We start from the raw sequence: 12294 nt of genomic DNA on the forward strand, positions 1-12294 counted from the left end.
ATCCCAATACTAATTGTATCGGGATTTAAAACTGAGTTGGCCCACAAGGACTCCCTTCGACCTCGCTCAGGACAGGCTTCTCGTCCTAAACCTATTCCTAAAACAAAATCCCGACAACAAAAGAGGTCGGGATTCAATTTAAACTTGGTTGGCCCACAAGGACTCGAACCTTGAATGACGGTACCAAAAACCGGAGTGTTGCCAATTACACCATGGGCCAATCTCTTATTGCTACAATGTTTTAGCAATCGAGGGTGCAAATTTAAAACAAAGTTTGGTTTCGCCAAACATTTTTCTGCACAATAATCTAAAAATTCATAAGGATATCGCTGTTAAAGGTTTATAAAAATTGTACTCCAGTATCTATTTTAATTAGTAAATTCGCCACATAGCTTTAACCACGGTTACATGTTTTCAAAGAACTTCCAGAAATGGGACACCTTATTAGGGTGGACCGTATTTTTTATCGCCTTAATTACTTATTTCGTAACAGTTGAACCCACCAATAGTTTTTGGGATGCCGGTGAGTATATCGCTACCGCCGCAAAACTACAAGTAGGACACCCCCCGGGAGCACCACTTTTACAAATGATAGGCGCATTCTTCTCCATGTTCGCTTTAGAGCCGAATCAGGTTGCGATGATGGTGAATTTGGTCTCTGGAGTTTCCAGTGCCTTTACTATTTTATTCATGTTTTGGACCATCACCAATCTTACTAGAAAGTTGATGGAAAAGGACGAAAAACTTACCAACAGTAAAGGCATAGCCGTTTTGGGAAGCGGTCTTATAGGTTCGTTGGCCTTCACTTATTCTGATAGCTTTTGGTTCAATGCAGTAGAAACGGAAGTTTATGCCATGGCAAGTTTTATTATGGCCCTCTTACTGTGGCTAGGTTTAAAATGGACCGATAATTTAGAGGACCCACGCGGAAATCGGTGGATAATATTAATATCCTTTGTGGTAGGGCTCACCTTTGGCATACAATTCATGGGCTTTTTAGCAATACCTTCCATTGGCCTATTGTATTATTTTAAAACGTATAAGAAAACCACGGTAAAAAACTTTTTATTGGCCAATGTTGTTGTAATTGCCCTTTTAATGCTGGTTTATAAATTCTCTCTGACTTATGTACTTAAACTTTTTGGGTGGGGAGAAGTCTTTTTTATCAACAGCATAGGGTTACCGTTCAACTCTGGCTCCATAATCATAGGTATATTGTTTATTGCAGCTTTCTATTTTGGATTGAATTACACTAGAAAAAACAATTACCGCACAGCAAATACAATAGTACTGTGTATGATGTTCCTTTTCCTGGGCTTCTCTTCTTGGTTAATGCTCCCGATAAGAGCAAACGCTAATGTTGTAATCAATGAGAATAATCCAGAAGATGCGAGAGCTTTATTGGCCTATTATAATAGGGAACAGTATCCTGGTGTAGATAGTCCTATATACGGAGCCTATTATTCCGATCTTTTTGCAGCAGCTGGAGAGGATAGGGATGGCAAACCTAAATATGAAAAAGATTACACCTTAGGAAAATATATTATAGTCAATAAATACATTAATTCGGAACAAGGTTCCAATCCAGAGCACGAAGGACTGTTCCCTAGAATGTGGAGTACGCAGCACGCTGAGAATTACATGCAATATTTTGGGCCTTTGGAATTTAGGATGACACAGTCTAGTCCAGAACTAAGGGAGGCAGTGAACCAGGTAAAAACTGGTTTTGCAAACGGGGAAATAGATGCGGACCAATATATTAGCTTCTTAAAGCGATTTAGTGATTATCTTGAAGTGGAACCACCATCTATCTGGGACAACATAAAGTACATGGTGGAGTTTCAATTCAACTACATGTATCTACGTTATTTCATGTGGAATTTTGTAGGCAAACAAAATGATATTCAAGGACGCTACAATGATAACGGCAATTGGCTAAGCGGAATAAACTTTATTGACAGCTGGCGCCTGGGGAGTCAAGACAACCTTCCAAGTGATATTGAAAACAATAAAGGGCGCAATACATATTTCTTTTTACCCTTACTCCTTGGTATTATCGGAATCGTTTTTCAAACCTCCAAAAACCCCAAACAGTTTTGGGTTCTTTTAATGTTCTTCCTTTTCACAGGGCTAGCCATTCAGTTCTATACAAATCCATATATCTTTCAACCTCGCGAACGCGATTACTCCTTAGTAGGTTCTTTCTATGTATTTGCTTTATGGATAGGCATAGGTGTTTATGGTCTTTTTGATGGTTTTAAAGATTGGCTCACCCCCAAAATATTAGCCCCTGTTGTAGTGGTTGTTTGTCTTTTGGCGGTCCCTACGGTGATGGCCGTTCAGAATTGGGACGACCACGACCGCTCTAATAGATATACTGCTAATGCCTCTGCAAAGGCCTATCTGGATTCTTGTCAAGAAGATGCAGGTGCTATTCTTTTTACCATAGGTGACAACGATACTTTCCCTCTATGGTATGCGCAGGAAATTGAAAATTATAGAACGGACGTTCGTATTGTCTGTACAAGTCTTTTTGAAACGGACTGGTATGTGGATCAAATGAAAAAGAAAGCCTACGAAAGTGAAGCGATACCTTCTCAAATAGAACATGACAAATACCGCTGGGGATCTAGAGATGTTTTATATCATCAAGGTATTACAGAAAATAGATGGCCCATAAAAGATTTCATCAACTGGATAGATAGTGATAAACCAAGGACCAAACTAAAATACCTGTTTGAGCAAAACGGTGCCGATTTAAGCCAATATTCGGAAAGCACACAGAATATGGTCTTTTACCCTACCAATAAAATAAGGGTACCCGTAAACAAGAAAAATGCTTTAGAAAGCGGCCTTGTTAAACAAAAGGATTCTGCATTAATGGTTGATTATATAGATATTGACCTGCCTAGTGTCATTACCAAAAAAAGTATGATGATGCTAGACATCCTTGCTAATAACGATTGGAAACGGCCTTTATATTTCTCTGGAGGGAGCTTTGATAATGCAGAATATCTTTGGATGAAGGATTATTTACAATTAGATGGTCTTGCCTATAAACTAGTCCCTATTCGCACAGAAAGGCCTAATTCTTTTGAAATGGGCAGAATTGACACCGACTTAATGTATGATATTGTAACAGGATGGGATTGGGGCAACTCGGGCAGCTCAGAGATATATCATGACACGCAAACTAGAATTCAGAGTGTATCCTATAGAGGTAATCTTGCGAGATTAATGGAAGCGTTGCTTAAAGAAAATAAGATAGCTAAGGCAAAAGAGATTATAGAAATTTCACTAACGAATATGCCTGTAGACTATTTTGGTTACTACACGCTATTAGAACCTTTTGTAGATGGGTATTATAAAGTTGGAGAAACCCAAAAGGCGAGAACGCTTTTCGATGCTTTAAAAACTAAGTATCAGGAACGCCTTGAATATTACGCTAGCACTAGTCTAGATGAACAGTACAATGACATTGATGATATTATTGCGGACATGGAAGCCTATAGAAGAAATATAGACAACTTAATTGCTAACGATGACCGCGAAGTAGCAGAAAAAGAAACGTTAATTTTCAACGAATATATCGATAAGTTTCAGCACTTCTACAAGGATGAAGACGATTTGGAAATTCCAGAACCAAGTGTAGAGCAAAATCCTGATATGATAGATACGGTGCCTATCTCGGATACGATTAGATTGGATAACACCAAAACAGAACTGTCCGAGGATACGACTAACACGTCGGTAGCCAACTAGTAGCGATAGCAAAAAAACAGAAAATAATAAAAAAAGGTTTAAGCGTATTCGTTAAGAATACCAATAAGCGTATTGGCGTCTTGTTCACCGCTTTGTCTCCAAACCATCTCCCCTTTTTTGTAGATCATAAGCGTAGGAAGGCCTTTAACACGTAATGCCTGAGAAAGCTCTTTATTCTTATCCACATCAATCTTAATTACCTTACCCTTATCACCTAGGGCAGCGGCAACATCTCTAAGCACAGCATGCATTGCAGTGGACTGTTCATTCCATTCTGCATAGAAATCTAACAGCACAGGAACATTTAAATCTATAAGTTCACCAAATTTAGACATATAATCGGCATTTCTTTATTCGCCAAATGTAATAAAAATTGTTAAAATACTAGTTCTATGGGCTTATTTGTAGCCTATCCATAGGGTTAAAATCATGTTAAGGCTTTCTTTTTTAAGGTAATGACGGTAATTTCTGGCCAAATACCCACTCTTCCCGGATAACCCAAGAAGCCAAAACCTCTATTAACATTGATAAATTGACCTAATTCACTATAAATACCTGCCCAGTACTTATACCGCCACTTTACAGGACTCCATTTTATCCACCCCGGTATCTCAATTCCAAATTGCATACCATGAGTATGACCACTAAGTGTCAGATGAAAGTGCTTATCGTCATGAATGACTTCCTCTTCCCAATGAGAAGGGTCATGGCTCATTAAAATCTTAAAATCATCTTTATCTATTAAAGCGGTTGCTTTTTTAAGATCACCGGCCTTTTTAAAACCACCTTTTCCCCAATTCTCTACGCCAACGAGCGCAATCTTATCCTTACCCTTTTTCAGATACCGATGTTCGTTCAACAACAGATCAAAACCCATCTCTTTTTGCAAATCCTTCAAATCCTGCAGATTCTTACTTTTTAAAGCTTCTGTCTCCCATGGAATATAATCTCCATAATCATGATTTCCCAAAACGGAAAACTTGCCATCTTTAGCCTCTAGAGTGGCGAATAAATCTGCCCAAGGCCTCATCTCTTCCGTTTTATTATTAACCATATCTCCAGTAAAAAGAATGGCATCGCTCTTTTGTTGATTAATCAAATCTATTGCGTACTCAATTTTCTTTCTATTATCAAAACTACCACTATGAATATCAGATATTTGCGTAATTTGATATCCATTGAAGTCGTCCGGTAAATCATCGAACTCCAAATCATACTTTAGTACCTTAAAATTGTACTTGCCTTTAAACATGCCATACAGTAATGCCCCAAAAGGTATTGCAGCGATACCTAAGGCAATTATACTCAAGAAACGTCTACGTTGTGGCAAACTAAATTCTCGTGAAGCACCAAAAATCTTTTGATAAAGGCCTGTTACAATTCGAAAAATATCTTCCGAGAAGAGAAAGAATATTGTAATTATCTTAAAGGTAAGTATTGTAAGCAAAAATCCAAATGCATAACTTTTAGGAACACTTAAAACACGGCCTACTTCTTCACCAGCTGTAAATTGATAAATAAAATTCACCAATACAGCCAAAGCTATAGTGATATACAAATAATACCACCAAGGCTGCCTAACCACGGTCTTAAGAGCTTGCAGCACATAAATACTGAGACCCATATAAATAGCGATAAAAACAATCCAACGTAGCATAAGTGTTTTTTACAAAGATATTTTTTGAAAAGTGATAAAGCTGCTCTTTTGCGTTTTATTTAACCTTCTTTACAACGGCCGCAATAGCTTCCCTACTAGAAATAGCTATATGGTCATCGCTTAAAAACGAAGCAGAGTTCATGGATACCGAAGGTTGTTCTTTCAAGGTCCTGTGAAACTTTGTTCCAGAAAGGTGAACTGCCTTAAATCCTTTTTCACGGAACACTGCTACATTAGATTCTTTAACTCCAGCGCCTGGCATTATAATACAAGTAGTACTGGTTTGGCTTAACTCACTTAAGAGATTTATCCCTTCAATTGCAGATGTCCGCTGTCCTGAGGTTAAGATATACTGTACTCCCATTTGCTCTAGCTCTTTCAAAACTATCAGCGGGTTTTTCACCCAATCAAAAGCCCTATGAAAAGTAAAATTCATCCCTTTAGAGAAAGATACTAGTTTTTGGGTTCTTTCAATATCCAAGGTAAAATCAGCATGTAAAACTCCAGAAACAATGCCCTCAAAGCCCAATTCCTTACATATTTCAATATCCCTCCTCATAATTTCAAAGGCCGCATCAGAAAAAGTAAAATCACCGCTTCTGGGGCGTACCAATACATGTACCGGTATGGAAATCCTTTCCCGTACCGCCTTTAGAAGACCGTAGGAAGGTGTAATTCCGCCAACCGCCAGTTCAGAACACAGTTCAATCCTATCCGCTCCCGCCTCTTCAGCATTAAGGGCAGATTCTAAAGAATTGGCACAAATTTCTACGAGCATATACTTATATTTAATCTCCTAAAAGTAAACAACCCTTACTATGAAAAGAAGAAAGTTTCTTAAAAATTCAAGTGCCGCTACAGCAGGGCTTATTTCCACTAGCCTTTTAGCTTCCTGCAAAGAAGAAAAAGTGATACCAACTATTAAAAGAGAGGAGCCATCATTTATTCGTCCAATTGTCATATGTACCTGGAATTTTTTAAATGCCTCTGCAAAGGCTTGGGAAGTTTTGAGCGTAGGAGGAAACTCCCTAGATGCCATTGAACAGGGCGTTATGGTAGAAGAGGATGACCGTAACAATCAAACCGTAGGAACAGGAGGTAGACCGGATAGGGACGGAAATGTTACACTTGACGCTTGCATTATGGATAAGGACGGCAACTGTGGCGCGGTGCTGGCCCTGCAGAATATTGCCAATCCTATATCTGTAGCACGTAAAGTAATGGAAGACACACCACATGTAATGTTAGCAGGACAAGGTGCGGAACAGTTTGCTTACGAGAAGGGTTTTGAAAAGGTGAATTTACTAACCGAACAATCAAAAAAAGAATGGCTAGAGTGGAAGCAGACATCCGAATACAAACCCATTATCAATATTGAAAATCATGATACCATTGGCATGTTGGCCATTGACAAAAATGGTGATATTTCTGGTGGATGCACTACTAGCGGCATGGCCTACAAAATGGCTGGCAGAGTTGGAGATTCACCCATAATCGGCGCGGGGCTCTTTGTAGATAATGAAATAGGAGGCGCCACAGCAACAGGTGTTGGAGAGGAAGTAGTGCGTACGGTTGGGAGTTTCTTAATCGTTGAATTAATGCGGCAAGGAAAATCACCACAAGAAGCATGCGAGGAAGGCGTTAAACGTATTATGGCAAGGAACGAAGGCCGTAACGATTTTCAAATTGGCTTTATCGCCATCAACAAAAAAGGAGAAACTGGCGGCTATTGTATTCAACCAGGATTTACCTATAGAACCTATTCGGAAGAAGGTCATGTAAACAATCCTTCCAAATCGTTTTTATCCTAGCATTCAAATCAAACTTTGTATTTTTAACCCCACATTTAATTTCAACTAATGGCCGATCAAAAAAGACTCTTTTTACTAGATGCATATGCACTTATTTTTCGTGGATACTATGCTTTAATCAAAAATCCGAGAATTAATTCCAAAGGCATGGACACCTCTGCGATAATGGGGTTTATGAATTCGCTTTTTGACGTAATAAAAAGAGAGAAGCCGGATCATCTGGCCGTTTGTTTCGATAAGGGAGGAAGCGCGGAACGCACAGAGCTATTTCCAGAATACAAAGCAAATAGAGATGAAACTCCAGATGCTATTAGAATAGCAGTACCCTACATACAAAATATTCTAAAAGCAATGCACATCCCCTCGGTTGTTTTAGAAGGTTGGGAGGCAGATGATATTATTGGAACGTTGGCCAAACAGGCAGAAAAAGAAGATTATAAAGTATTTATGGTAACCCCCGATAAGGATTTTGGGCAGTTGGTATCTGAAAATATTTTCATGTACCGTCCTGCAAGAATGGGTAATGGCATTGAAATTTGGGGAATTCCCGAAATACAAAAACGTTTTGGAGTAGAGCGTCCCGAACAGGTCATAGACTATTTAGGAATGATGGGCGATGCTAGTGACAATATCCCTGGACTGCCCGGTGTGGGAGATAAAACCGCCAAAAAATTCATTCAAGAATTTGATTCCATGGAAGGCCTTTTGGCCAACACCGATAAATTAAAAGGTAAGATAAAGGAGAAGGTAGAAGCCAATAAAGAACTTGGCTTACTATCTAAAAAATTGGCCACGATTTGTATAGATTGTGATGTTACTTTTGATGCCAAGGACTATGAGATGTCCGTTCCGGATAATGAAAAAGTTCAGGAAATCTTTGAAGAACTAGAATTCCGGAGGCTTAAAGATCAGTTTATAAAAATTTTCTCTGGAGAGACTCAGGAAAATCAGACGCAAGTCACCGGTACAGAAACGGCTAAAAAAGTCAACACGCCAGCAGGAAGCGGACAATTTTCTCTTTTTGGAGGTGATGGAGCATCACCGGCAACAATAAAGGATAGTTCTAGAAGAAACACCATAAAGGATATCTCACATGCTTACCAAAGTATTGCTCCGGGTATGGCCATGAAATTGTTTCTACAAAATTTAATGAAACAGACGTCAGTATGTTTCGATACCGAAACCACTGGATTGGACCCGCTAACCGCCGAATTGGTAGGTATCGCTTTTTCATGGGAAGCAACCAAAGGATTTTATGTTCCTTTTCCTGCTGATCAAAATGAAGCACAAAACTTAATCGAAGAACTTCGCCCCTTCTTTGAATCTGGAGAAATAGAAAAAATAGGTCAAAATCTTAAGTATGATATTAAGGTGCTCGCCAAATACAACATCCCTGTCAAAGGCAAGCTTTTTGATACCATGTTAGCGCACTACCTTATTAATCCTGATATGCGCCATAATATGGATGTTCTTGCAGAAACCTACCTTAATTACACCCCTGTTTCCATTACAGAATTGATTGGCAAAAAAGGGAAGAACCAGTTAAGTATGCGCGATGTTCCTTTAGAACAGCAAACAGAATATGCGGTGGAAGATGCAGATATCACATTTCAACTTGCAAAACACTTTAAGCCAGAATTAAAGTCGGCGAATACTGAAAAATTATTTCAAGATATTGAAATCCCGTTGCTGCGTGTCTTAGCGGATATGGAATTAGAGGGCATTAATCTGGATAAGGAATTCTTAAACTCCCTTTCTTCGGATTTGAACAATGACATCACCTCCTTGGAAAAAAAGATTTATGAAGATGCAGAGGAAGAATTCAATATTGGGTCACCCAAACAGTTAGGAGAAATTCTGTTCAACAAATTAAAGCTAGTGGACAAACCCAAAAAGACTAAAACAGGGCAATATTCTACAGCAGAAGATGTACTTTCTTATCTTGCAAAAGACCATGAGATTATTCAGAACGTTCTAGATTACCGAGGTCTTGCAAAATTGAAAAGTACTTATGTAGATGCACTTCCCGAACAAGTTGAACCTACGACCGGTCGAGTACATACCGATTATATGCAAACCGTAGCCGCAACCGGTCGCCTTAGTAGTAACAATCCAAATTTGCAGAATATTCCTATAAGGACAGAACGTGGGCGGCAGGTAAGAAAAGCCTTTGTTCCCAGAAACGAAGACCATATACTACTCGCTGCGGATTATTCTCAAATAGAACTACGAATCATTGCTGCATTGAGTGAAGAAACCACTATGATAGAGGCCTTTAAAAACGGAGAGGATATTCACGCCTCTACGGCCTCCAAGGTATTTAACGTACCCATTAATGAAGTAACCAGAGAACAACGTAGTAACGCAAAAACGGTGAACTTTGGTATTATTTATGGTGTTTCCGCATTTGGATTAAGCAACCAAACAGATTTATCACGTTCCGAGGCAAAAGAGCTCATAGATACCTACTACAAGACCTACCCAAAACTCAGGAACTACATGGGTGAGCAAGTAGATTTTGCTCGTGATAATGGCTATGTACAAACCGTACTCGGAAGACGAAGGTACTTAAAGGACATCAACGGTAGTAACGCCATAGTACGTGGTGCAGCAGAAAGGAATGCCGTAAACGCCCCCATACAGGGAAGTGCAGCAGATATCATTAAAATTGCAATGATCAACATCCATAATAAATTAGAGCAAGGTAACTACAAATCCAAAATGCTACTGCAAGTACATGATGAATTGGTTTTTGACATCTACAGACCCGAGTTAGAAGAACTTAAATCACTCATTAAGCATGAAATGGAAAATGCTTACACGATTGCCGTTCCTTTGGATGTGGAAGTTGGGCTAGGCGTAAATTGGCTAGAAGCACATTAAGAATTAAAAAGGCATCCTATTGGATGCCTTTTCAGTTAAAAGTTATAAAACTCCTATCCTAAATCACTGGCCAATCTTGGTAATAGCTCTTTCTTTCTTTTAATCCAATCATTAAATAATCTAAATAGATTATTACCCCGTTTTGGAGCCAAATCGAACCATAGTTTTATTTCCGTTTCTTCACTTTTAGTAAGCGTAAGTTCCTTCTCCAAAGTAAAATCAAAATAATCAAAACGAGATACTGTTTTTACAGTACCATCACCTTGAATGAATTCCATATTTTCCTTATCAAAATATACCCGTAAAATACTGTAGGTTCCTGGCTTCCAAGAAACAATATCGGAAGACTTTAAAAAATGGCCCGAGGACATTCCTTTAATCTTGACCGAATTTTGACCAGGGAAATCGATGATAGGTTGCTCGTTACCATCCGTATCTATAACTGCTAGCTTTGTAATGTTCAAATCCAGTTCAGAAACTTCATAACTTTCTAAGAAGGCATTTTTTAGAACTAGTTCTTTTACACTCTTGTCATGAACATACCATTGTCTTACTACATCATAAGTAAATGGTGCCGTAGCCCATACTGGTGGATAAAATCTTGTTTTTTCCATAATACATTGTATTTAATTATACACTGCAAAATTATGTAACTATGAACCTCCCAAACTACTTCAAAATTATCCAGTACACATGCAATATTAACCTCATTATAATCTCAATAGCATCATGAAGTTAATTTATAACACTTTTTATAATGAGCACCAAGATTTTAAGCTTCAACAAACTAACCAATGCATCTCTTCAAATACTACAAAAAACAGTAGCAATCATTTGAATATCAGTCATTTTTACTGTTAAACATTCTTAAAAAATGCACTAATATATCTCTATATCCGTTGCATATAGACTATTCTTATACTATTTAAATGACCTAGATTCTATTATGAAGAATTATATTTCGCTCGTTTTACTATCATTTCTCTTTGGCGGGTCTGGATTAGCACAATCCAATAAAGAAACTTCTACAATGCAGAACGAGCGTGTAAAAGTTTTTCCAAATCCTGCCACGAATATTATCAATGTATTGGGACTTCAAAATTCAAAAAATGCATCAATCGTAGTAGCAGATGTATATGGTAATGTGGCGTTGCGGCACCTTTGGGAAATAAAGAATAAAGCATTGAGCATACCTGTCGCCAATTTACAGAAGGGAATTTATGTTATCTCCATTCAATCACTTGAACAGAAAGTACAAACAAAGTTTTACAAACAATAATAAATTTCCTCTAGTTAGGCTCATGATATATTCTTTAGGAACGAACATTGAGTTTTTAGGCAAGTCTCGAGGTATTATTCACTTTGACGCTGTCAATAAAAATAAACGGTCCTCTTTGAATGAAAGAGGACCGCTTATACATGGTATCATTGCGTTATCTTCTTCTAAAAATCAACTCTCCACTATCATCAAAATTGGGAATTTCTAAATCCGCAGCATCAACAGTCATTAAATCGCCTTGAATACTCACATCTACATTAATTGTTTCTCCGCTCATATCTACAATACTTACAACACTTCCATCAAAGGTATAGGTACTGGATTCAGTATCAGATTCTGTAGGGCAAGGAACATCCAAACCATTTGCGGTGGCGTTTACTTCAACAAAATTAGCCCCATTAGAAGCCTCAGCCGTTAAATCCTCATTAAACTGCAAGGTTATAATATAACAATCCTCATTCGTAAGGAAATCTAATATCTGTTTCCCAAATTTAGCGTCGTCACTAGCAGTATTGTTGTCAATGACAAGTTCCGTTGCGTCCCACGTACCGATGATAGCGCTTGGTGAAGTATCCATACTATCCGAATCCTTATCTGAACTACAGGAAAATAATAACGACACAAGTGCTATAGAGCTACATATTTTCTTTAACATTATTCTTAGTTTTGATTATCAATGTTTTAAAACGAAGAATACAACATATTATTTCGTTTGCCGCCTTTTAATGAATGATAGTAGTAATTATATTGAAAACCATATCATTTAAAAAAGCTAGAACCCAACATGCGAAACAAAATAACTTCTTTGGATAAATTGAAAATAGATGTCTCAATCATTTTAAGAACTACCGAAAAGAAAGTCAAGAAAATCTATAAAATAATAAGAACTAACTATTTGCAAT

9 protein-coding genes and 1 tRNA gene are annotated in these 12294 nt (G+C 38.0%); 4 read left to right on the forward strand and 6 right to left on the reverse strand.

Translation table 11 applies throughout. From position 1 onward, the window contains the following. Nucleotides 1-145: 145 nt before the first annotated feature. A tRNA-Gln gene (locus SJY09_RS10275) sits at nucleotides 146-220 on the reverse strand. A gap of 188 nt (nucleotides 221-408) precedes the next feature. On the opposite strand from SJY09_RS10275, the gene SJY09_RS10280 reads away from it, so the two are divergent. Beyond that, the gene (locus tag SJY09_RS10280) at nucleotides 409-3762 is read left to right on the forward strand and encodes a DUF2723 domain-containing protein (RefSeq protein ID WP_396635631.1); all 3354 of its coding nucleotides are present in this window, start codon (nucleotides 409-411) and stop codon (nucleotides 3760-3762) included. 38 nt (nucleotides 3763-3800) lie between these two features. Here SJY09_RS10280 and SJY09_RS10285 read toward each other — a convergent pair whose 3' ends face one another. The 3 genes from SJY09_RS10285 to SJY09_RS10295 form a co-directional block, all read right to left on the reverse strand. Next, the gene (locus SJY09_RS10285) at nucleotides 3801-4097 is read right to left on the reverse strand and encodes a thioredoxin family protein (protein ID WP_396635632.1); all 297 of its coding nucleotides are present in this window, start codon (nucleotides 4095-4097) and stop codon (nucleotides 3801-3803) included. 92 nt (nucleotides 4098-4189) lie between these two features. Further along, nucleotides 4190-5419 (reverse strand): metallophosphoesterase, encoded by a 1230-nt coding sequence (locus SJY09_RS10290; protein ID WP_396635633.1) that lies wholly within the window; start codon nucleotides 5417-5419, stop codon nucleotides 4190-4192. 55 nt (nucleotides 5420-5474) lie between these two features. Then, entirely contained in the window at nucleotides 5475-6197 is a 723-nt protein-coding gene (locus SJY09_RS10295; protein ID WP_396635634.1) for a copper homeostasis protein CutC, read from the reverse strand. Nucleotides 6198-6237: 40 nt separating this feature from the next. Here SJY09_RS10295 and SJY09_RS10300 point away from each other — a divergent pair, with 40 nt between their 5' ends. Further along, a complete protein-coding gene (locus SJY09_RS10300) occupies nucleotides 6238-7230 on the forward strand; it encodes an isoaspartyl peptidase/L-asparaginase family protein (RefSeq protein WP_396635635.1) in 993 nt (330 codons plus the stop codon). Nucleotides 7231-7278: 48 nt separating this feature from the next. After that, nucleotides 7279-10113: a DNA polymerase I gene (polA, locus tag SJY09_RS10305; protein WP_396635636.1), complete on the forward strand. Its 2835-nt coding sequence runs from the start codon at nucleotides 7279-7281 to the stop codon at nucleotides 10111-10113. Between the two features lie 53 nt (nucleotides 10114-10166). Here polA and SJY09_RS10310 read toward each other — a convergent pair whose 3' ends face one another. Beyond that, nucleotides 10167-10727: a hypothetical protein gene (locus SJY09_RS10310; protein WP_396635637.1), complete on the reverse strand. Its 561-nt coding sequence runs from the start codon at nucleotides 10725-10727 to the stop codon at nucleotides 10167-10169. 332 nt (nucleotides 10728-11059) lie between these two features. On the opposite strand from SJY09_RS10310, the gene SJY09_RS10315 reads away from it, so the two are divergent. Beyond that, complete coding sequence (locus tag SJY09_RS10315) at nucleotides 11060-11392, forward strand: T9SS type A sorting domain-containing protein (protein ID WP_396635638.1); 333 nt, start codon at nucleotides 11060-11062, stop codon at nucleotides 11390-11392. 154 nt (nucleotides 11393-11546) lie between these two features. Here the strand turns inward: SJY09_RS10315 and SJY09_RS10320 are convergent, their stop codons facing one another. Next, entirely contained in the window at nucleotides 11547-12047 is a 501-nt protein-coding gene (locus SJY09_RS10320) for a hypothetical protein (RefSeq protein ID WP_396635639.1), read from the reverse strand. Nucleotides 12048-12294: the final 247 nt, after the last annotated feature.

Source organism: Maribacter sp. R77961 (assembly GCF_044594925.1).
Taxonomy (GTDB): Bacteria; Bacteroidota; Bacteroidia; order Flavobacteriales; family Flavobacteriaceae; genus Maribacter.

Excerpts from the sequence above, each read along its gene's own strand:
- SJY09_RS10300 (WP_396635635.1), top strand. The coding sequence starts at position 6,238 with ATGAAAAGAAGAAAGTTTCTTAAAAATTCAAGTGCCGCTACAGCAGGG.
- polA (WP_396635636.1), top strand. The coding sequence starts at position 7,279 with ATGGCCGATCAAAAAAGACTCTTTTTACTAGATGCATATGCACTTATT.
- SJY09_RS10290 (WP_396635633.1), bottom strand. The coding sequence starts at position 5,419 with ATGCTACGTTGGATTGTTTTTATCGCTATTTATATGGGTCTCAGTATT.
- SJY09_RS10280 (WP_396635631.1), top strand. The coding sequence starts at position 409 with ATGTTTTCAAAGAACTTCCAGAAATGGGACACCTTATTAGGGTGGACC.
- SJY09_RS10295 (WP_396635634.1), bottom strand. The coding sequence starts at position 6,197 with ATGCTCGTAGAAATTTGTGCCAATTCTTTAGAATCTGCCCTTAATGCT.
- SJY09_RS10315 (WP_396635638.1), top strand. The coding sequence starts at position 11,060 with ATGAAGAATTATATTTCGCTCGTTTTACTATCATTTCTCTTTGGCGGG.
- SJY09_RS10285 (WP_396635632.1), bottom strand. The coding sequence starts at position 4,097 with ATGTCTAAATTTGGTGAACTTATAGATTTAAATGTTCCTGTGCTGTTA.
- SJY09_RS10310 (WP_396635637.1), bottom strand. The coding sequence starts at position 10,727 with ATGGAAAAAACAAGATTTTATCCACCAGTATGGGCTACGGCACCATTT.
- SJY09_RS10320 (WP_396635639.1), bottom strand. The coding sequence starts at position 12,047 with ATGTTAAAGAAAATATGTAGCTCTATAGCACTTGTGTCGTTATTATTT.